The 21,318-nt window shown below is 51.4% G+C and carries 19 protein-coding genes; 8 read left to right on the top strand and 11 right to left on the bottom strand.

The genetic code is table 11. From position 1 onward, the window contains the following. Window positions 1-169: 169 nt before the first annotated feature. On the bottom strand, window positions 170-2,749 hold the full coding sequence (leuS, locus tag BW941_RS08980; protein WP_076515750.1) for a leucine--tRNA ligase: 2,580 nt from the start codon (window positions 2,747-2,749) through the stop codon (window positions 170-172). 303 nt (window positions 2,750-3,052) lie between these two features. Here leuS and BW941_RS08975 point away from each other — a divergent pair, with 303 nt between their 5' ends. The 5 genes from BW941_RS08975 to BW941_RS08955 all read left to right on the top strand — a co-directional run bounded on the left by BW941_RS08975 (window position 3,053) and on the right by BW941_RS08955 (window position 9,484). Continuing rightward, entirely contained in the window at window positions 3,053-4,189 is a 1,137-nt protein-coding gene (locus BW941_RS08975; RefSeq protein ID WP_076515356.1) for a porin family protein, read from the top strand. Between the two features lie 56 nt (window positions 4,190-4,245). Beyond that, window positions 4,246-4,725 (top strand): FMN-binding protein, encoded by a 480-nt coding sequence (locus BW941_RS08970; protein ID WP_068443356.1) that lies wholly within the window; start codon window positions 4,246-4,248, stop codon window positions 4,723-4,725. Further along, the gene (locus BW941_RS08965) at window positions 4,709-5,434 is read left to right on the top strand and encodes a PepSY domain-containing protein (RefSeq protein ID WP_076515354.1); all 726 of its coding nucleotides are present in this window, start codon (window positions 4,709-4,711) and stop codon (window positions 5,432-5,434) included. Before BW941_RS08970 ends, BW941_RS08965 begins: the two co-directional genes overlap by 17 nt. A gap of 79 nt (window positions 5,435-5,513) precedes the next feature. Beyond that, complete coding sequence (locus BW941_RS08960) at window positions 5,514-8,078, top strand: LuxR C-terminal-related transcriptional regulator (protein WP_076515352.1); 2,565 nt, start codon at window positions 5,514-5,516, stop codon at window positions 8,076-8,078. 230 nt (window positions 8,079-8,308) lie between these two features. After that, window positions 8,309-9,484, top strand: a complete 1,176-nt coding sequence (locus tag BW941_RS08955; RefSeq protein ID WP_076515350.1) for a response regulator — start codon at window positions 8,309-8,311, stop codon at window positions 9,482-9,484. A gap of 41 nt (window positions 9,485-9,525) precedes the next feature. Here the strand turns inward: BW941_RS08955 and yacG are convergent, their stop codons facing one another. The 8 genes from yacG to BW941_RS08915 all read right to left on the bottom strand — a co-directional run bounded on the left by yacG (window position 9,526) and on the right by BW941_RS08915 (window position 17,605). Beyond that, on the bottom strand, window positions 9,526-9,753 hold the full coding sequence (gene yacG / locus BW941_RS08950; protein ID WP_076515348.1) for a DNA gyrase inhibitor YacG: 228 nt from the start codon (window positions 9,751-9,753) through the stop codon (window positions 9,526-9,528). 7 nt (window positions 9,754-9,760) lie between these two features. Then, complete coding sequence (gene coaE, locus BW941_RS08945; RefSeq protein ID WP_076515346.1) at window positions 9,761-10,351, bottom strand: dephospho-CoA kinase; 591 nt, start codon at window positions 10,349-10,351, stop codon at window positions 9,761-9,763. 116 nt (window positions 10,352-10,467) lie between these two features. Continuing rightward, window positions 10,468-11,349 (bottom strand): prepilin peptidase, encoded by an 882-nt coding sequence (locus BW941_RS08940; RefSeq protein ID WP_076515343.1) that lies wholly within the window; start codon window positions 11,347-11,349, stop codon window positions 10,468-10,470. After that, window positions 11,349-12,584, bottom strand: a complete 1,236-nt coding sequence (locus BW941_RS08935) for a type II secretion system F family protein (RefSeq protein ID WP_076515341.1) — start codon at window positions 12,582-12,584, stop codon at window positions 11,349-11,351. Before BW941_RS08935 ends, BW941_RS08940 begins: the two co-directional genes overlap by 1 nt. Before the next feature lie 41 nt (window positions 12,585-12,625). Next, window positions 12,626-14,332, bottom strand: a complete 1,707-nt coding sequence (gene pilB / locus BW941_RS08930) for a type IV-A pilus assembly ATPase PilB (protein ID WP_076515339.1) — start codon at window positions 14,330-14,332, stop codon at window positions 12,626-12,628. A gap of 162 nt (window positions 14,333-14,494) precedes the next feature. Beyond that, window positions 14,495-15,013, bottom strand: a complete 519-nt coding sequence (locus BW941_RS18040; RefSeq protein WP_076515748.1) for a pilin — start codon at window positions 15,011-15,013, stop codon at window positions 14,495-14,497. A 297-nt stretch (window positions 15,014-15,310) separates the two neighbouring features. After that, complete coding sequence (gene nadC, locus BW941_RS08920) at window positions 15,311-16,192, bottom strand: carboxylating nicotinate-nucleotide diphosphorylase (RefSeq protein ID WP_436286956.1); 882 nt, start codon at window positions 16,190-16,192, stop codon at window positions 15,311-15,313. Window positions 16,193-16,252: 60 nt separating this feature from the next. Next, window positions 16,253-17,605, bottom strand: a complete 1,353-nt coding sequence (locus BW941_RS08915; RefSeq protein ID WP_076515335.1) for an alanine/glycine:cation symporter family protein — start codon at window positions 17,603-17,605, stop codon at window positions 16,253-16,255. A gap of 103 nt (window positions 17,606-17,708) precedes the next feature. Here BW941_RS08915 and ampD point away from each other — a divergent pair, with 103 nt between their 5' ends. Beyond that, window positions 17,709-18,275 (top strand): 1,6-anhydro-N-acetylmuramyl-L-alanine amidase AmpD, encoded by a 567-nt coding sequence (gene ampD / locus BW941_RS08910; RefSeq protein ID WP_076515333.1) that lies wholly within the window; start codon window positions 17,709-17,711, stop codon window positions 18,273-18,275. A 2-nt stretch (window positions 18,276-18,277) separates the two neighbouring features. Then, a complete protein-coding gene (ampE, locus tag BW941_RS08905; protein ID WP_076515331.1) occupies window positions 18,278-19,150 on the top strand; it encodes a regulatory signaling modulator protein AmpE in 873 nt (290 codons plus the stop codon). Between the two features lie 150 nt (window positions 19,151-19,300). On the opposite strand, the gene BW941_RS08900 is transcribed toward ampE, so the two are convergent. Continuing rightward, window positions 19,301-20,218, bottom strand: a complete 918-nt coding sequence (locus BW941_RS08900) for an ROK family protein (protein WP_076515329.1) — start codon at window positions 20,216-20,218, stop codon at window positions 19,301-19,303. A 45-nt stretch (window positions 20,219-20,263) separates the two neighbouring features. After that, window positions 20,264-20,605, bottom strand: a complete 342-nt coding sequence (locus BW941_RS08895; RefSeq protein ID WP_076515327.1) for a PilZ domain-containing protein — start codon at window positions 20,603-20,605, stop codon at window positions 20,264-20,266. Window positions 20,606-20,697: 92 nt separating this feature from the next. On the opposite strand from BW941_RS08895, the gene BW941_RS08890 reads away from it, so the two are divergent. Next, window positions 20,698-21,315, top strand: coding sequence for a histidine phosphatase family protein (locus BW941_RS08890; protein WP_076515324.1), 618 nt, complete (start codon window positions 20,698-20,700; stop codon window positions 21,313-21,315). Window positions 21,316-21,318: the final 3 nt, after the last annotated feature.

The raw sequence follows: 21,318 nt of genomic DNA, 5'->3' as shown, positions 1-21,318 counted from the left end.
GAAAAGTAGAAACCCTGAAGGCTATGTTTTTACCCGCACTCGGTGCTTTGGGAGCGTTAACGAGGCCGCTATAGCAAGGCAAAAACCAGATTGAAAGCGCAGTTTATACGTCATAAATGAGCATTTTAATCTGGTTTTTAACACGGCCAGAGCAACGCAGTTCGCTCCATTAATTAGCAACAATATTCACTAACTTCCCGGGCACAACGATAACTTTTCGTACGGTTTTACCGTCAATCTGGGCTTTAACGCTGTCGTCTGCCATCGCCATGGCTTCGAGTTCGTCTTTGCTGGCGGTAGCGGGCGCTTCCAGTTTGGCACGCACTTTACCGTTTACCTGAACGATCAGCAGGATACTGTCTTTCTCCAGCGCTTTTTTATCGACCACCGGCCAAGGTGCATCCAGAACCAGACCCTCGTTACCAAAGGCTTCCCACAGAGACTGGGCAATGTGCGGAGCAATTGGTGACAGCATGCGCACCACGGCGTCCAGACCTTCGGCGACGACAGCACGAGCACCAGCGCTATCGAGTTTCTGCTTCTGCAGGGTGTTGATCAATTCCATTACTGCAGCAATGCCGGTATTGAAGCTGTAACGACGGCCTACGTCGTCACTCACTTTCTGAATGGTTTCGTGCACTTTGCGGCGTGCGTCTTTTTCATCTTTGTTCAGCTGACCGATGTCACCACGATTTGCTTGTTGCAGCAGCTCATAGCTTAAGCGCCATACACGCTGCAAGAAGCGCTGGGCACCCTGCACGCCAGAATCAGACCACTCGAGTGTTTGTTCCGGCGGCGCGGCAAACATGGTGTACAGACGCACGGTGTCGGCACCGTACTGTTTAATGGCTTCCTGAGGGTCAACGCCGTTGTTTTTCGACTTCGACATTTTGCTCATGCCCGCTGCCGTCAGCTCCAGACCGTCTTCGGTACGCTTTGCGCCGATGACGCGGCCTTTCTCGTCACGCTCAACGGTCACATCGAGTGGGTTAACCCATTCTTTAGCGCCGTTTTCCGTGGTGTAGGAGAAGGCCTCGGCCAGCACCATGCCTTGCGTCAACAGGTTCTTGAATGGCTCGTCGCAGTTCACCAGACCGGCGTCACGCAGCAGCTTGTGGAAGAAGCGCGCGTACAGCAGGTGCAGAATCGCGTGCTCAATACCACCAATGTATTGGTCCACAGGGAGCCAGTAGTTGGCTTCTTTCGGATCGAGCATCTGGGTGTCGTCCTGCGGCGAGCAGTAACGCGCGTAGTACCAGGACGATTCCATAAAGGTATCGAAGGTGTCGGTTTCGCGGAATGCCGGCTGACCTTCGAGTTCGATGTTCTCGAATTCAGGATTGTTCTTGATGGGCGAATTTACGCCGTCCATGACGACGTCGGTCGGGAGAATCACCGGTTGGTGGCTTTCCGGTGCTGGAACTGTGTCGCCGTCCTGTGTGCGGATCACCGGAATAGGTGCGCCCCAGTAACGCTGGCGGCTCACGCCCCAGTCACGCAGGCGGTAGTTAACTTTGATCTCGCCTTTGCCTTCGCTTTTGAGTTTCTCTGCAATGGCATCGAATGCTGCGTCAAAACTCAGACCGTCGAATTCACCAGAATTGATCAGGGTGCCTTTTTCGGTAAAGGCTTCTTTGCTCAGATCAATCTCTTCACCGTTGGCAGGTTCGATGACTTGCTGGATCTCAATACCGTATTTAGTTGCAAACTCCCAGTCGCGCTGGTCGTGCGCAGGCACGGCCATTACGGCACCGGTGCCGAATTCCATCAGTACGAAGTTCGCGACCCAGACAGGGACTTCTTTGCCTGAAATTGGGTGAATGGCAGTGAAACCGGTGGCCAGACCTTTCTTCTCGGCGGTGGCAACGTCGGCTTCGGCGGTACCGGACTTGCTGCACTCGTCGATGAACGCCGCGAGCTCAGGATTGTTCTCGGCGGCTTCTTTCGCCAGAGGGTGGCCCGCCGCGACGGCAACGTAGCTCACGCCCATCAGGGTGTCCGGACGGGTGGTGTAGATCTCAAGGCTGTCTGCTCGATCTTTGAGGCCAAATGCCATCTGGATACCGCGGGATTTGCCGATCCAGTTGCGCTGCATCGCCTTGACCTGATCGGGCCAGCCATCCAGCTGATCCAGATCATTCAGGAGCTCTTCCGCATAATCGGTAATGCGGATAAACCACTGCGGAATTTCTTTGCGCTCAACCACGGTGTCACAGCGCCAGCAGCAGCCATCGATGACCTGTTCGTTCGCCAGTACGGTCTGGTCGTTCGGACACCAGTTCACCGCAGAAACTTTCTTATATGCCAGACCCTTGTCGATCAGAGTGGTGAAGAACCACTGTTCCCAGCGGTAGTATTCAGGGTCGCAGGTGGCCAGTTCACGGTCCCAGTCGTAACCAAAACCCAGCGATTTCAGCTGACCTTTCATGTAGGCGATGTTTTCTTTGGTCCATTTTGCTGGCGCGACCTGATGTTTGATCGCGGCATTTTCAGCGGGCAGACCGAACGCGTCCCAACCCATTGGCTGCATGACGTTCTTGCCTTGCATGCGCTGATAGCGGGAGATCACGTCACCGATGGTGTAGTTGCGCACATGCCCCATGTGTAGACGGCCGCTTGGGTAGGGGAACATGGACAGGCAGTAGAACTTCTCTTTGTTGCTGTCGACGACAGCCTTGTATACCTGATTTTCTTCCCAGTGACTCTGAACGGCAGATTCAATGGCTTGGGGTTGATATGTCTCTTGCATGGTCATGTGCTGTATTGGGCCTGGTTCGTGGCGTGGATTCGCAAATTCTATGGCTCAGGAGTTTACCTGATTGAACGGGGCGATGGGAGTTCTGGCTTCTCTGGAGTAAGACTCTGAAGTAGTTGCTACAGATAGTGCGTTTCAGTGAGTGTATGAAACCTGCAAATGCGATTGTATACAATACTGGAATAGTCTTGTTAGTAATAATCTGTAGCATTTGCTTTTGTATTGTGCATTCGGGTATCTTCCCTGTCGCAATCGAACAACCTGATGAAATTGATGACATTAATTGGGAGATCCCAGATGAAAAAACTCGCTGTGCTTGGCACCGCTATCGCTCTGTCAAACATGACCTTTGCTGCGGATGCTGCAACACAAGCTCAGATTGATGAACTGAAAGCTCAGATTGCTGCGCTGGCAGACACTGTTGACGCACAAGCAGAAGGGCCAGCTAACCCGGTGTATATCGGTGGTTACGGTGAAATGCACCTGAATCTGAACCAAGGAAAAGATAACGAGATCGATTATCACCGTTTTGTTCTTTTCTTCGGTAAAGAATTTACAGATAAAGTACGCTTCTTCTCTGAACTTGAGCTTGAACACAGCCTTGCTGGTGAAGGTAAGCCGGGTGAAGTCGAACTTGAGCAGGCCTACGTAGAAGTGGATGTAACGGAAAACACTCAGGTAAAAACCGGTTTGTTCCTGCTGCCTGTTGGTATTCTGAACGAAACCCATGAGCCTGAAACCTTCTACGGCGTAGAACGTAATAACGTTGAGAAGCGCATCATTCCGACGACATGGTGGGAAGGTGGTGTCATGGTATCTGGTCAAATTGCCGATGGCCTGAGCTACGATGTTGCTATGCACTCAGGTCTGAATGCTGCGGAGTCTGACGCTAATGGTTTGCTGACAGGTGTTGAGTCAGTACGCTCCAGCCGTCAAAAAGTCGCTGAAGCGACGGCAAATAAAGCGGCTTATACCGCTCGCCTGAAGTACACCGCAGTTCCTGGTCTTGAACTGGCAGTTTCTGGTCAGTACCAGGATGACATTCTTCAGGGGGCTGGCGATGACGAAATTGGCGCTGCACTCCTCGAAGCACATGCGGTTTATCAGACCGGTGATTTCGGTATTCGCGCTCTGTATGCTCAATGGAACATCGACTCCGATGTTGAAGATGCTGTAGCAGGTGCGTCCAAGCAAAATGGTTACTACATTGAGCCGTCTTACCGCATCAACGAGCAGGTTGGTGTGTTCTACCGCAACAGCATGTGGGACACCGCCGCAGGCGACAGCGATGATTCTGAGAAAACTCAGAATGACATCGGTGTGAACTACTGGCTGGCTGATACTGCAGTTCTGAAAGCTGATTACTTCCGTCAGGAAACCGCTGGTGAATTGAGCGCCACTGGTTACAATCTGGGTGTAGGTTTCAGCTTCTGAGGTAGACTGGTTTGTTACGCTCGCTTTTTACTTTCTTGCTAATAGTAGGTTTGCCGGTGTCGGCCGGTACAACGTATTACACGCCAGCGCAGATCAGTGCTGAAGTATTCAGCGAGTCTGAACCGGAAAAATCGGCGCTCTGGATGACGCCAGAGCGCCGACAGCAAGCTGAGGCTTTGCTAGGAGACGCGCCTCGTCAGGCACGGCTTCGTTATCTTTCCGCTGAGGGGCGGCATCTCTGGACACTGAGTGAAATCGGTAAAGAGAAGCCTATTACCTTTGGCATAGTCACCGCGTCCGGGCACATCGAGCGCATTGAAGTTATGGTGTTCCGGGAGGTCCGGGGTGATGAAATCCGTCTTCCGCAATACACGCGTCAGTACAAAAATATCGCTTTGACTGATAGCGGAGATCTTTCTCAGCATATCGATGGCATTTCTGGCGCTACCTACTCAGTGCGTACCATGAAGAAAGTCGCTAAACTGGCGCTCTTATTAGATCGCTGGGCGAATGAGGATAATGCCGTCGAACCCTAGACCGCAGCTAAGACGAAGAATCCGCTTTTTTCTGCATCGCTGGCATCGCCGCCTGGGACTGCTGGTATCTTTCCTACTTATTCTTCTCGTGATTACCGGTGTTGCGTTGAATCATACCGGGCAACTTGAGCTGGATAATCATTACCCTCAGAGCCGTGTCCTGCTCTGGCCATATCAATCGGTATTACCGGATAACATTGGCTACCGCGGCCGCTACGGGTTGCTGTACTCTGCTAACGGCATGCTGATGCTAGACGAGGAGGTCATAGCAGATTGTGACCGATTGACGGGGGCTGCAGAGACTCTGGATTATGTGCTCGTCAGCTGCCTCTCTGGCTGGCACTTGCTAACGGGCGATTATCAGCTGATTGAGTCTTTTGATCCTGCTTTTCTTAGTTTGGCCGACGACGCCAGGCCGGCGATTTCAGAGGGGCAGCTGGTTGCTGGATCGCCTGATCATTGGCAGAGGTTGAATACTGATGCACTCACTCTTGAAGAAATTATGCCTCATGCCCGAATTGCCTCGTATGAGGTGCTTCCTTCCGTCAACCAGTCCATCAGTTGGCAGCGTGTGATGCAGGATATGCACAGTGGGCGCTGGTTTGGTCGTTGGGGGATATGGATAGTCGATGCCGCCGCTTTTGCAATGCTTCTTCTGGCATTCAGCGGTATCTGGATGTGGTGGTCGCGCCCTGGTAACAGAAGGTAACCAGAGCAACGTTGCCGCAGCTCGTCCGATTTGTTTCTATAGGCCCAGTAAATAATTTTGCGTCACGGATCCTGACACTGTGTTTGTACCCCCCGCCAGCGATAACCTTAGCGATGTAGAGGCGCGCGTTATTGCGGTTAAGACAACCCGTCCTGAGGCGCCTGCCAGCCATATCGACCGTTCTGATATTCTCATGGCGGCCTTGGCATCTTCGCCTGTGGCAATGCTGTTGGCGCCGGCGGGCTATGGGAAAACGTCGGTGATATCCTCGTCTATCTCTTTACTGCAGATGGACCACACAGTCGTATATTATCAGTGTGACCGTTTTGACGAGTCGTCGCGGTTGATGGTCCGAGCGTGTGAGAAAGAGCTGGGCCTGACCAGTAGCGGTGTTTTGTCGTCACTTTCCGACATGGAAGCGGTGGCAACTTTGCTGGAGCATGTGCGACAGCAAGACACTCAGTATGTATTTATCATCGACAACGTCGAATATCTCGATTTTGAAGAAAGCCGGGCGATTACGACCCTCCTTTTACGGTATAGACCAGCGAACCTGAAACTCGTATTCAGCGGACGTCATTTACCGTTTGCCCGAGGCAGTATTGGATTATTGCCTGATATTGCCTGGCTCACCACTCAACAACTCAGCTTCTCGATATCTGAATTCAACGCGCTGTTAGAGTGTCAACAACTGACTCTACCCTCGGCGGAGGTGCCGTCGTTATTGCGAAAAATGCAGGGTTGGCCTGCGGGGCTGGCTCTCTGGCTCATGGCCTGGCGTTGTGCTGGTATGCCAGAGCGCTGGAGCAGTGATCTGGGTCTGTATGAGGTGTCTGATTATCTTCGTGGCGAGGTCATCCCAAATCTGGCTGTGCCGCTGAGGGATCTCATGTGTTTATGTGCAGTGCTTGGCACCTTTCATGATGATCTGGTTAAAGCTGTCGCTCCTGACCTTTATGCAGCGGGTGATATGCAGGGATTACTGGTGCTGGGTCTGTACTTACAGGAGGTTCCCGGCCGTCCTGAGTGGTTCAGAATGGATCCGATTGTAGCCCAGTGTCTATCGCGGCTACGCCCAGCCGATTGGCGAAGAGATATTCACCTGCGCGCGTTTAACTGGTTTCGGGATCGTAACGATGCCATTGCAGCGTTATTTCATGCTGGGCAGTCTGACCACAGTGTGATTGATTCCGGTTGGATGGCACAACAGTCAGACAGTATCCTCGCTAGTCTGGATACCCAAGGGCTTACTGTCTGGTTTGATCAGCTGAACGAAGACCAGCTGTACACGTCTCCTGATCTGATGCAGATTGCGTGCTGGACGCACCTCCTGACTAACCGACTGGATGCTGCTCAGAGCCTGATCGAGCGCCTGTCTTTGATACCGGGCATAGATGAAGCCGGTCTGATTGCATTAAAAGGGTATATGGCAGGTTCGCGAGGCGAGCTAACCCGGGCGGAACGGCAATGCCGTCAGGCGCTGGAGATGTTACCCGCGGAACGTTTTAGTCTGAGATTTCTTACCGCCTCTATGCTGGCACTGGTATCGCTGGCGCATAGGGATCTTGATGGCTCACGTATCTGGAATCGTTTTGCGCTCGATATCGCCCGGAAATCCCGCCAGAGTGCACTCGAGGGCATGGCACACCTGGATCATGCGCGTATTGAGTTTAATCGCGGTCACGCGTCGCGCTGCTTATCTGTTCTGACTCAGGGCCATGAGGTGTTGGAAGCAAGTCCGCATGGCGGTAACAGTCTGGCGTATGCGAGGCTGCAGATACTGAAAGCAACCGTTGGCTGGATTACGGGTTACAGTGATGAGCCAACGGATACCGCTCTTACTCAGGCATTGCTGCTATGCGAAGAGCGTTCTGACCCGGCAGCAGCCTATGGGTATGCTATCCGGGCGCTTAATCTGATGGGGCAGGGGCAGTACTCCCTGGCTCTGAATGTTCTTGATGATGGCGAGCGTCGCTTACAGGAACAGCAAGTCGATTTTGTTGCGTACGCCTGGTTGCATACAGTGCGTTCGAATATCTGGATCTCACAGAAAAAATTCCGCCGGGCTCATGATTGCCTTGAGGCGTTACTGGCGGATGCTGACAGTGCGGGCGTTGCGCGTTGTGAATACAGCGCGTTGCTACCGGGGTTCAGCACCCTGACGCTCTCAAGACTTCACCTGATGGCTGGGCGCCCAGAGGTATGCCTGGACCTGACTGATCGCTGGTTACGTCATACTCCGGACGGCTTCATGTCGGTGTTTATCCGCATGATTCGCGCTGGGGCCTTGATGACGCTGCAACAACCCGCTGAAGCTATGCGCCAGATCGACGTTGTGAAGAAGACATTTCGTGCAGAAGGCGTAAACCAGCAATTGCAAAGCTGGCTGCCTGGGCTGGTGGCTTTTCTTGATTTGCCAAAGGTAGAACTGAATCCGGCTCATGAGCCAGGGTCTGCGCTCAGTGAGCGCGAGCGTGATGTCCTCAACCTTATGGCTCAGGGAATGTCGAATCAGGCGATCGCAGATAAGCTCTATATTTCGCTGCACACAGTGAAAACTCACGCTCGCAAGATCAATGTGAAGCTGGGCACAGGCAGCCGGACTCAGGCCATTCATAAGGCCAAAGAACTGATGCTTATCTGATTTCAGCTCTCCGATCCGCTCATGTTGAACATCCGGTAGTGTCAATTTACGACCATTTATCTTTTGCAGTATGAATGCATCTACGCGCGATGTAGCGCAGTGTATGTAATTAATAATTTGATAAAGATATCAATAGGATAGCTTTTGTAATCGAATGGTGAATCACGTTGGTAAATTTGCGTTAACTGGACTAAACCTTGTAATACGTCTCACTAGATGCCTTAACGCCTATGGAATACAAGGTCCTCGTTGTTGGCTGCAACGATATAAAAAAGCTCGGGGAAAACCTCGGAGATCAGTTCTCGCTGTTGGCTGTTGCGACTGCGCAGGAAACATTTCACCTGCCTGACCTCGAAGAATACAAGCTTGCTATCGTGCTTGATAAAGAGGCTGACGGAACAGGCGCTCAGGCACAGGTTCGGGCACTCAAACATCACCCGGTAATTTCACCATTACCCGTGGTTGTACTGGCAACAGAAGAGCGCGATCTGGATTCCCGGCTGGGTTTCTATGATGCCGGTTGTGATGATCATATCCAGTTTGGTAACGGCGCAGAGCTGCAGGTTCGCCTGATGAAGGCGATTTTTAACCGCATTGCCAACGAGCAGCTTAAACAGCAACTGGATAAGGCTAATGAGATGGCCTTTATCGCTATGTCGGACACTTCAGACCTTGGAGTAAACATCCAATTTCTTCTGGACATTAATCAGTGTGAGAACCTCGATCAGGCAGGAATGCGCCTGTTTCAGGCACTCAAGAGTTACAGTATCAGCAGCTCGCTTCAGATTCGTAGCCGTTTCGGCGAGAAGAACATGGAAGCGAATGGGATGGCCAAGGACCTGGAATCAACCTTACTGCGGGAATGCAGTGAAATGGGACGCTATGTCGACTTCGGAAAGCGCTCCATTATGAACTATGGTCGTGTTTCCCTTCTGGTCAGGAACATGCCGGTAGACGACTCAAATAAATATGGTGCAATTAAGGATAATGTCTTTTCTCTGCTGCAGGGTCTGGATGCCAGAGTAGGAGCACTCGATAATGTAGAGTCACTGAAGCTGGAAAGTCAGCTGGTTGTGAAGCTGACATCGCGTATGACGCACATCATGGAGGGCATCGATAAAGGCTATCACGACGTGATGGTGCGTATTGCAGATGCAGTGGAAGATATTGCCGATGGCATAGAGCAGGAAATTCAGTTTCTGGGTATGGACGAACAACAGGAGCAGGTAATTCAGAAGGTTCTTGAGAAGGGGATCCTCGAGACCAACCGGGTTTTCAACGAGGGCCTGAAGATGGACAAGAGTCTGACAGGCTACCTCACCGAAGTCGGCAGGGTATTCGCCTCTGATAAAGTAAAGACCGAGGAGTTGATGGCGCTGGTTGAAAAGATCCCTGCGAACGGTTGATGAGCTCACGGCAACCGTTCTTAAGTCACCCTCATTATCTATTAATGACGTTTAAGGTGATCACTGGGGGGCTCGTCAGCTGCAAACATGTCGTCTGAGATATCACCAGACATAAGCTCATCAGTCATGGGTTTCCCTGGAATCGCGTGCCCCTCACTTGCCCACTCGCCAAGGTCGATCAGCTTGCAGCGCTCACTGCAAAAAGGGCGGTACTTCTCTTTTGGGGTCCATTGGACCGTTTTTTCGCACGTTGGACACTTAACTTCCACGAACACCTCAGGTTAATTGCAGGTACGATTGATGAAGCGGTGCAAGCTGACTGTACAAGGCTTCAAGATTGCCTGAATTATCCACTGCATCATCTGCTTTCTGCAACCGCTCTGAGCGAGGCATCTGTGCTGCAATAATGCGACGAATCTGTTCTTCCTCGTTGCCATCACGTGAGCAGGCTCTTTCAACCTGAATCTCTTCTGGAACATCGATCACCAGGGTGCGGGCGACCAGCTCGCTTTGACCGCTCTCATACAAAAGAGGAGATTCGAGAATGGCGTAGGGGGATGTCGCTGCTTTTAATTGCGCAATAATGCTATCCCGTATTCTCGGGTGGGTCTGGCTTTCCAGCCATTTGCGTTCATCAGGTTCAGCAAAGACTTTTGCGCGTAGCCAGGGACGGTTAAGCGTACCATCATCAAGAAGGGCTTCTGCACCGTATCGTTCTTCGATGGCGACTAAGGCAGGCTGGCCTGGCTCAACGACTTCACGAGCGACAATATCGGCGTCGACGACGACAATCCCCTGGTCTCTGAAATACGCGCTGGCAGCGCTTTTACCACTGCCTATGCCACCGGTAAGGCCGAGAATAAACATACTGATTGAGAGCCTGCTTCAAAGAATACTAAAAAGAAAAGAACGAACAGGCCTGAACCTTCGACCTGCAAAAGCGACCTGCAACGGCACCCCGTAAGAGCTATTCGAAGAGCCGCTTATATGACCGAGAAGTACCACTGCGTGATTTCATTACCCCACATGGCTACGATCCAACCTGCCATAGCGAGATAGGGGCCGAAAGGAATGGGAACCTGACGATCACGTCCAAGTACAATCACTCCTGCGATACCAACGACGGCACCGACAACGCTCGACATAATGATAATGGTGAGTAACGACTGAAAGCCGAACCACGCGCCAAGTGCGGCGAGAAGCTTGAAGTCACCGTAGCCCATACCATCTTTGCCCGTGAGCAATTTGAAGACCCAGAAGAATCCCCAAAGCACACCATAGCCCAGTGCCGCCCCAAGAACAGCCGACTGAAGGTCAGTAAACATTCCCTGGGTATTCAGCAGAAGGCCGAGCCAGAGCAAGCCGAGTGTTAATGTGTCCGGCAGGATCTTATGATCAATATCAATCACCGACATCGTAATCAGCAGCCAGGTGAACACCATCATCGCCAGCAGTGGCCAACCCCACTCAAACTTAAGGAGTAAAAGGCCGCTCATGACTGCCGTAGCGATCTCAACCAGTGGATAACGCAAACCAATACGAGTGCCGCACGACGCACATTGGCCACGAAGGAAAATCCAGCTGATCACCGGAATATTCATCCACGGTTTAACCGGTGCTGAACAAGAAGGGCAGTGGGAAGCTGGAGTAACCAGGTTATAGGGCTTGCTCAGGTCCTTAATGGCCGGGTGGTCCGGGAGTTCCTCTTCCATCCCCTGGCATTCTTCTTTCCAGCCTCTGAACATCATGATCGGCATACGCAGAATCACAACATTCAAAAAGCTGCCGATAAGCAGGCTGAGGATAACAATGAACGCGACCAGTACTTCGAAATTTTGTGACAAATAAGTAGCCAGGTCAGCCATCAGATTACATCACCCATCTGGAAGATTGGTAGGTACATAGCCACAATCAAACCTCCGATAACGACACCCAAAAATATCATCATTGCGGGTTCGATCATCGAAGTCATATTATCTACGGCGTTATCGACCTCATCTTCATAGTAATCTGCGGCTTTACCCAGCATATCGTCGAGTGCTCCGGACTCTTCACCAATACTGGTCATCTGCACGACCATATTAGGAAAAATTTTAGCGTCTCTCATCGCCTGATGCATTTGTTGGCCAGATGCCACGTCATCACGAATACGCATTACAGCGTCCCTATATACTGCGTTGCCAACAGCTCCGGAAACAGACTCAAGTGCATCGACCAGTGGTACACCTGCGGCAAACGTTGTCGACAGTACCCGCGAGTATCTTGCAATTGCAGCTTTCTTGATCAGGTCGCCAAATACCGGAACTCCCAGAGCAAAGGCTTCGAAGCGATCGCGAAAATCTTTCGACGTTCGTAACAAGTGAAATAAAGTAGCGCCAATAATCACAATCGCAGCAATTGCATAGAGGTAATATTCCTGAGTAAATTCAGATATTGAGACCACAAATTGGGTGGGCGCAGGGAGTTCTGCTCCAAAACTTTTGAACATGTCCTCGAAAGAAGGAACAACCTTCACTAGCAAAATAAGCGTAACTGCAACCGCGACCAAAAGAGTGATCAATGGATACATTAAAGCCTTTTTAATTTTTGCTTTAAGCGCCTCCGTTTTTTCTTTATATACTGCTACCTTATCAAGCATAGTTTGCAGGGTACCTGCTTGTTCGCCTGACTCAATCAGATTACATGTCAGGTCATCAAAGTGTTTGGGGTAGGTTCGCAGTGCTGTTGCAAAGTCGTTACCGGATGAAACTGAATCACGAACTTCAGAAATAACCCTTTTCATCCCCACGTTGTCAGTGCCATCACTGACAATGTCGAATGCCTGAACAAGTGGAACGCCGGCTTTTATCATCGTCGCCATCTGGCGGGTAAAAAAGGTTATATCAGTAGACTTAACTTTTGCAGTTTGGCTACTCCCGATGCTGAATAATGGCTGGGATGCCTTTCTAACTCTTCGCGGTTCAATGCCTTGCTTTCGCAGTTGGGCTTTTGCGTAGGCCGAGTTAATAGCGCTGATCTCACCTTTAGCCGCCTGGCCACGTCGATTGACGCCTTCCCAGCTGAATGTACTGGTTTTTTGTTGTTTTGATTGCTTAGCCATATTTTGTAGGTCCCGTAACAGGCTCTAATACTGACAGAGGGTCAGTCCATTGTCACACGATTTGCCTCTTCCAGGCTTGTAATGCCCGCCTGTACTTTCTTTAGGGCAGATGTTCGTAAGTCTGCAAATCCTTCCTGACGCGCAACGTCTGAAATTTCAATGGAATTACCACCGGTCATGATGATGCGTGATATAGGGTCGGTGACCTTCACTACTTCATATATCCCCACCCGACCTTTATACCCCTCGTGGCAGTGGCTACAACCCACGGGGCGGTAAAATTCTCCATTCTCAATTTGATCCGCTGTAAATCCGGCGTCTTTCAGTACATTGGCCGGTAGCTCGGCAGGTTCCTTGCACTGAGGGCATAGCCTGCGCGCGAGTCGCTGGGCAATGATCAGGGTAACTGATGTCGCAATATTAAAAGCAGGAACACCCATATTAGCCAGACGTGTCAGCGTCTCAGCGGCACTATTGGTATGGAGGGTCGAAAGCACAAGGTGACCTGTCTGGGCCGCTTTGATAGCAATCTGTGCGGTTTCGATATCCCGGATCTCACCGACCATCACAACGTCTGGATCCTGACGGAGGAAAGAGCGCAGGGCAGCAGCAAAATCCAAACCGACACGGGTATTTACATTGACCTGGTTAATACCCTCAAGATTGATCTCAACAGGGTCTTCGGCTGTAGATATATTGGTACCTTCGACATTCAGAATATTCAGGCCGGTATAAAGAGAAACCGTTTTACCTGAGCCGGTAGGCCCCGTGACCAGAATCATACCCTGAGGGTTAGAGAGTGCATCGAGATAGAGTTTCTTCTGGTCTTCCTCGTAACCGAGCGCATCGATTCCAAGCTTCGCGGATGAGGGGTCCAGAATACGGAGTACGATTTTCTCTCCCCAGAGGGTCGGGAGTGTATTAACACGAAAATCAATGGCCTTGTTCTTCGATATCTTCATCTTGATACGACCATCCTGAGGGATGCGTCGCTCAGATATATCCATCTGAGACATTACTTTCAGTCGCGCCGCAATTTTAGCCGACAGGTTTATGGGAGGCTGTGAGACTTCTTTTAGAACACCGTCTGCACGGTAGCGAACACGGTACCTCTTTTCATAAGGCTCAAAATGTATATCTGATGCACCTATACGTACTGCATCTAATAGCATTTTATTTACAAAGCGAACGATAGGGGCGTCGTCGCCGGGTAGTGCTTCATTCTCTTTTTCATTGTCTCTCTCGTTGGGGTCTTCCAGGTCGACATTATCAAGCGCCCCGTCTAAGTCACCGAACGCATCTTCTAAGCTGGTGTCTGACGCGTTAATAAGTTTATCAACCGCGATGGCGAGTTTGTCCTCTTCTACCAAGACTGACTCGATGGTCATGCCGGTATTGAACTTAATCTCATCTATCGCATGAATCAGTGAAGGATCGCTCTGGGCGACAAACAACCGATTGCCGCGATTGAAAAGTGGAAGTATACGATGCTTCTCAATCAATGAAAGGCTGACAATGTCAGCAGGAATGACGTCAAAGTCGAAGCTACTCAAATCAAGTACTGGTAGGCCAAATTCTTCCGAGGCTATCGCGGAAATACTGCTGGCAATAGCAGGTGCTTTTTGTACAGCTATGGTGACGAACGAACGTTTCTCACTTTTCGCAATCTTGAATATATCTTCGGCGGTATGCTGTTCAATCAGCCCTTGCTCGACCAATCGGCGGGGTAGGCCAGTGAGTGCTGTCATCGTGGTGCCTCATCGTAGAAGAGCTTTGAAATTACCAGAGACTATCTTAAACGGCCAGCTATGCGTCAATGACACGGGAAGGAGATCACAGTCTTAAAGCAATAAAAAAGGGTCCGAAGACCCTTTGAAACTCATATAACTTAAGAATTTTTAAAAATTCAATTAGTTATTATTACGAGTTACTTCTCTTGCAATGATAGCCGCTGTGTCTGCGTCAACTCCAGTACCCGCTGAGTATGCGAAATCCCAAGTTGTCATGACGCCACCCAGAGTTGGTGTAATAGTGATTGAGCTAGCACCTGTACCATCGTCAATACCTGTATCTAGGGTCAAAGTTATTACTGGAGGGTTTGCGGCAGATACAGCAATCGTAGTAACCCCATCTTGAATGTCTTCAGTGGCTAAAGGTGTTTGCAAACCAAGTAGATTCCAAGAGCCCGTACCGGCAGAACCATCTGTCCAACTCAGAGCCGTGCCATTATTCACGTAATTTAGTAAATCACCGGTATCTCTTGAGGCTGAAATTGCATTTTGGATGTTTGTTACCGAGGTCAGTATCGATTGAACTTTCGACCGTAGCACATAGTCTCGATACTGAGGAATTGCAACTGACGCCAGAATACCGATGATCGCCACAACGATCATCAATTCAATAAGGGTAAAACCTTGTTGGGCTTTCATGTTTTTCATAGGGCTTCTCCACTCTCTTTCGAGATTTGTTATTGGGTGACTGCTTTCCGGTCCTTTTGGGGTGGCCCTTCCGGCGGTCTTACCTGTCATTAATAATGACTGTGAGATGGAGTTTGCCAAGCTTCTTTGAGACCAGCAAGCCCTGTTTTCGGGCTTAAGTCACATTTTTTGGCGTCATAAAAATATCTGCTCGAAAAACGCGCAAAAAGTTGGCAAAGAGTGACAATTATCGTCACTCTGGTGGGCATTTACGGGAGATGCGGCGCAAAATGACAGAGGGGCAATGGCTTAGCCAACCATCCTCATCGACAGGTCAATCGCCTTACAGTCTTTGGTGAGTGCACCAATCGAAATATAATCTACGCCGGTTTCTGCATACTGGCGCAAAGTGTCTTTAGTGATGCCACCTGAGGCTTCAAGTTTGATATTGCCTGCGCTTCTTTCTCGTGTGAAAGCGACAGCGACTTTCATATCGGCTGGGCTGAAGTTATCCAGCATGATGATGTCGGTGCCAGCGCTGATCGCTTCTTCCAGTTGCACCATGGTTTCCACTTCGACTTCCACGGGTTTGCCCGGAGCAATGTCATGCGCCTGACGTACAGCGTCTGAAATGCTGCCTGCTGCCATGATGTGGTTTTCTTTGATTAGAAACGCATCATAGAGACCAATGCGGTGATTAAAGCATCCGCCAACGGATACGGCGTACTTCTGTGCGATACGAAGGCCAGGAATGGTTTTACGGGTATCCAGTAGTTTTACACCAGTACCCTCAACAAGAGAGGCGTAGTGTTCACACAGAGTCGCCGTTCCAGACAGGCTCTGCAGGAAGTTTAAAGCACAGCGTTCACCACTCAACAGTGAGCGTGACGAGCCTTTCAGTTCAAACAGTACCTGGTCAGCCTCAACCACGTCTCCGTCTTTGACCTTCCAGTCAACTTCGACCTCGGGGTCAACTTGCCTGAACACTTCAGTCACCCAGGCTTGCCCAGCAATCACTGCATGTTCCCGGGAGATGATACGTGCATGGCTTTTCTGCTCTGCCGGTATTAACTGCGCGGTAATATCACCAGTGCCGATGTCTTCTTTAATGGCGCGGGTAACTGCATTGCGGATGTCTGTCTGATGCTGAGTGAGGTCCATGGCGGGGCTTCGTTCTATGAGTGGGTTCATATCATGAGGGCGCGATTCTACACGAAGTCGCGCCCCAACTGATACTGCCCGACTGGTTTACTACAGGTCTTTCTGGGAACCTTTTTGTAGATACTCCCGGGTAAGGCCGAACACGACAGGGCTGAGCAGAATCAGTGCGACCAGGTTAGGCAGGGCCATCATGGCGTTCAGAGTATCCGCGATGAGCCAGGCGACATTCAGCTCTTGTGTCGCACCAATGGGGATGGCTGCAACCCAGATAAGCCGGAATACCGGAACGGCTTTGATACCAAATAAGTACTCGGTACAGCGTTCGCCGTAAAATGACCAACCGATAATAGTGGTGAAAGCGAATACTGCCAGCCCAAGCGTGACTATGTACTGGCCAATCACCGGGAGCCCGGCGTCAAAGGCAGACGCGGTAAGGCTGGCGCCCGAGGCCCCGGTTTGCCAGGCACCGGATGCAACGATCACCAGGCCAGTAATGGTGCAGATCACAATGGTGTCGATAAATGTACCCAGCATTGCGATTGTACCCTGGCGGACGGGGCTGTCTGTGGTTGCCGTAGCGTGTGCAATAGGAGCGCTACCAAGGCCAGCTTCGTTTGAGAAGACTCCACGGGCGACACCGAACCGAATCGCAGCCCAGACTGTGGCGCCTGCGAAGCCTCCCGCGGCCGAAATAGGTGTGAAGGCGTGTGTAACAATCAGCTCCAGCGCCGCCGGAATTTCATTGGCATAGATCCCGAGCAGAACGACACCGGCAATCACGTAAGTAATCGCCATAAACGGAACCAGCTTGCCCGCGACGTCTGAGATTCTGCGGATGCCTCCGATAAGGACCAGACCCACCAGAGCAGCAACCACCAGACCCGTTACCCATTCGGGAATTCCAGTGCCGTCTGGTGAGATATGCGACATGGCGTCGGCTACCGAGTTGGCCTGTACACCGTTGCCAATGCCGAATCCCGCGAGCATACCGAAGAAAGCAAAGGCGACCGCAAGCCACTTGAACTTAGGCCCAAGGCCGTTGCGGATGTAGTACATGGGCCCACCGACAAAGTGCCCTTGTTCATTCTGTTCGCGAAAACGCACAGCCAGCACGGCTTCAGAATACTTCGTGGCCATACCAATAAGAGCGATGATCCACATCCAGAAAATGGCGCCAGGGCCTCCCATAGCGACAGCCGTTGCGACCCCGGCAATGTTGCCTGTGCCGATCGTTGCCGAGAGTGAGGTCATCAGGGCATTGAAGCCAGAGATTTCTCCCTCACCGTGTTTATGTCTGCCTTGCCATAATTCGACGAATCCGGTTTTCAGATGCCGGATAGGGTAAGCCTTCAGGCCGATAGTCAAAAACAGGCCTGTAAGCGCAATTAAAGCCAGCATTGGCCAGCCCCAGACAATGCCATTGAGAGTATTCAGAAACTCCATTTTATATTCCTGTCATATTCGCTGGTCCCCGGACTATATCGGCCCGCTGTGTTTATGCCAAACTTGAAGAGCTGAAGAACAACATTGATTGCTTTGGAAACTAATGAAGATAACGAATGGTCGCCTGGATTCTGCCCAATGGATTCCATCCCCGAATTTTGGTCCTCGCCCGGACGTCGGAGATATCTCCCTGCTTGTGATTCACAACATCAGTTTGCCACCTGGGCAATTCGGCAGCGGCTGTGTGCAACGCTTTTTCTGCAATCAACTTGATGCGGGGCAACATCCCTATTTTGAGACCATCGCAGACTTGCAGGTGTCCAGTCACCTGTTTATCGAGCGCGACGGTGCGATCACTCAGTTTGTAAGTTTTGATGATCGCGCCTGGCATGCGGGGCAGTCGCAATTTTGTGGCCGCGATAACTGCAACGACTATTCTATAGGCATAGAACTGGAAGGAACCGACACTGCTCCGTACAGCGATGCTCAGTATGAGCAGCTTGCGGCGGTGACTGAGTGTCTTAAGCGGCATTACCGCATGATCACGGATGAGCGAATAACCGGGCATGAAGACATTGCCCCTGGCAGGAAGACGGACCCTGGGCCTGCCTTTGACTGGACGCGTTACCGTGCCTCGCTGGTCACGGGTGACGGGCGTCCTGAGGAGTAGAAATGAAGTTTCTCGTTCTGTTTGTCGTCTTATTATGGCAACAGCGTTTCCCTTTACCGCATCGCAGTACCAGTAGCCGCACCTTCGCCTGGTGGCTGAAGCAGGTAGAAAAGCTGCCACGCTTTATGAACTGGCATCGCCATTTCAGGTACTCGGTTGTCGTGGTTTTACCGGTTGTCACTATTACGGTGGCGATGTTGCTGGCTGACCCCTATGCCTTTGGTCTTCTCAGTGTGTTACTGAAGATTCTTGTCTTGCTCTACGTGCTATCGCATATCAGCATCGGTAAGCATCTCGAAGCCTATCGTAGTGACTTAAAAAAGGGCGATACACAAGGGGCCTACCATTGCGCTGATCAGTATCTTGCTGTGCCTGAGGTGAGAGTAAGCGATGATCTGACCACTATGAATCATCAGGTGATCCGGGCACTTCTGCATCGTTGGTTTGAATTCTTTTTCCTGATGGTCTTCTGGTACATGGTTGCGGATATTGCCGGGATTCTGTTGGCGTGGTTTTCTCTCCAATATGCGCGTGCAACGCATTGCGATGCACAGGGCTGGCGGTATCTGCACTGGATTGAGTGGATTCCCGTTCGGCTTCTCGGGTTAACCTATGCGCTAGCCGGAGACTTTCTGCGCGGATTTCCTGTGCTTCACTCTTACCTTTGGGATCGCACGACGCACAGTGCCGATGTTCTCTACCGTGTAGCAAATGAATCTCTGGCCGGGCAGTCAGTTGCTATGTCGTGCCCGGTTGATGAGAGTGCTGAAGAGGCCGCTGCCGAACTTGATCGTTGGCAGCGCCTGCATATCCGCTCGTTGTCGGTGTGGATGGTTATTATTGCTACCGCGACTGTTGGCGGGTATTTACTCTGACAGGTTGTTGAAAAACTATCTGCGTTGTCATTGCTTCGTTAAAAACAGGCTCATAATGCTCATTTATGACTTATAAACTCCGCTTCTCGCCTGTTTTTGCCTTGCACTGACTGCCTCGAAAACGTGTTTCAACGGCCTGTGCGTAGTCGGTTAGCCAGTGCTGGAATAGTCCGCCTGAGCACCCAGCCAGGCGGCACCGCGCACTCCGCTGGAGTCGCCATGAACCGATTTTTTCAATGGTGTGATCACCGAATCTGAGAATACCCACTCTTGCCAGAGCTGTGGTACCACGTCGTAAACACTGGCAATGTTCGAGACGCCACCACCAAGCACGATAACGTGAGGGTCCATCAGGTTAATTACGGCGGCGAGTGCTTTCGCCAGCCGTCGATGATGTCTGAACAACACGCCCTTAGCTTCTTCGTCACCAGCTTCTGCGGCTGCCACCCAGACTTCTGCAGGTTGGTCTTTACCGGTTTCTTCTCTGGCCTGTAAGCGAATGCCGGTGCCCGAAAGGATTGTCTCCTGGCAGCCGGATAAACCGCAGTAGCAGTTCAGCACCGCATCTGAATCTTCGCGCCACGGAAGAGGGTTGTGCCCCCATTCTCCAGTAATCGCATTTGGCCCGGAGACAAGGCTGCCTCTGACCACCCATCCACCGCCGCATCCAGTACCCACAATCACAGCAAATACGGAAGGAAAGCCAGCACCAGCGCCATCGGTTGCTTCCGACAGGGCCAGGCAATCGGCATCGTTGGTGATGACGACAGGTTGCTTGAGCGCGCGTTCTAAATCGCCTTTGAGATCCTCGCCAATCAAGCAGGTGGTATTTGCATTCTTCACCAGCCCTGTCTGATACGAGAGTGCGCCAGGAATGCCCAATCCCAGTGTGTAGGATTGAGCAAGTTCAGATGCGGCATCGTTCACCAGACTCAGGATGTTGTTAAGAATTGCATCGTAGCTATCGCGGGGGGTAGGTTTACGGCGGCGCAGGAGTTCTTTACCGCTCTGATCTAAAGCGATGATTTCTGTCTTGGTACCACCGAGATCTATGCCAAACTGCAGCATGGCTGTCCTGTCGAGTGAGAATGTCAGGACAGTGTACGACGCTGCTCAGTCGTCGCAATAGTCCTGCATCATTGCGTCGAACATTGCGGACCCTTCGACCAGGCGACAGCCGCTTCCGTAAAGACTGGGGTTCAGCTCTCTGCTCCAGACGATCTCAATACGGCAGGGCGCGGTACGGCGGTCGTTATCCTGAAGGATGTCGACCAGGTCGACGTCAAGCGTCTCGCCTTCTTTTAACGCCTGGTAGCTGGATATCATCAAGCCACTTTTCGACCAGTTAACCAGTAACCCGAGGCAGTCGCTGCCTCCTTTGCGGAACACGCTGACGGTGCTTTTCAGTTGCCAGCGTGGCTCCATACGCATTTCTGCAAATGATTGCGCGCTCATGTTCATACTCCTGAAGATGATTCGGGTAAATTTGTTACCATGTGTTCATAAGTCTAGACACTGACAGCATCTTCGCCGGAGCCCGATAAAGAATGAGCAGTATAGTCACGTTCCTTGACGTTATTCGTCACGGTGAGCCCGAGGGTGGCGAGGTATTTCGTGGCCGCACGGATCATCGCCTGACAGATAATGGGCGTCGTCAATTTCAGCAAAGGCTGGACCGTAATCCCGGCAACTGGCAGCGTGTTGTGTCTTCTCCGTTGAGCCGTTGCAGTGAAAGTGCAGAATTGGTGGCCGGGCAATCTGATTTGCCTTTGCATATCGATGAACGCTGGGCCGAGATTGATTACGGTGACTGGGAGAATGTTCCCATCAAAGAAATCATGTCAGCGGAGCAGACCCATGTACGCCAGCTGTGGGAAGACCCAATGAACTTTTGCGCTCCCGGCGGAGAACCGGTAGGGCAGTTGCAATCGCGGGTGTTGGAGGGGTGGGCGCATATTCTGGAGCAGCATGCAGGACAACATACCCTGATTGTCACTCACGGCGGCGTAATGAGGGTGATGGCTCAGCACCTGCTGTCATTGGCGCCTGAGGCTATGAATCGACTGGGTATCCCATACGCTGGCATGTTGCGTTTGCGTGTGGACACCGACCACGAGAACAAGCACTGGGTCACCATGATCGGCATGGACGGCGCCGAGCTTTGAGCC

The organism is Thalassolituus maritimus, from assembly GCF_900156675.1.
GTDB lineage: Bacteria > Pseudomonadota > Gammaproteobacteria > Pseudomonadales > Oceanobacteraceae > Thalassolituus > Thalassolituus maritimus.
Note: the sequence above shows the minus strand (reverse complement) of the source record. Positions and strands in the feature narration are given on the sequence as shown.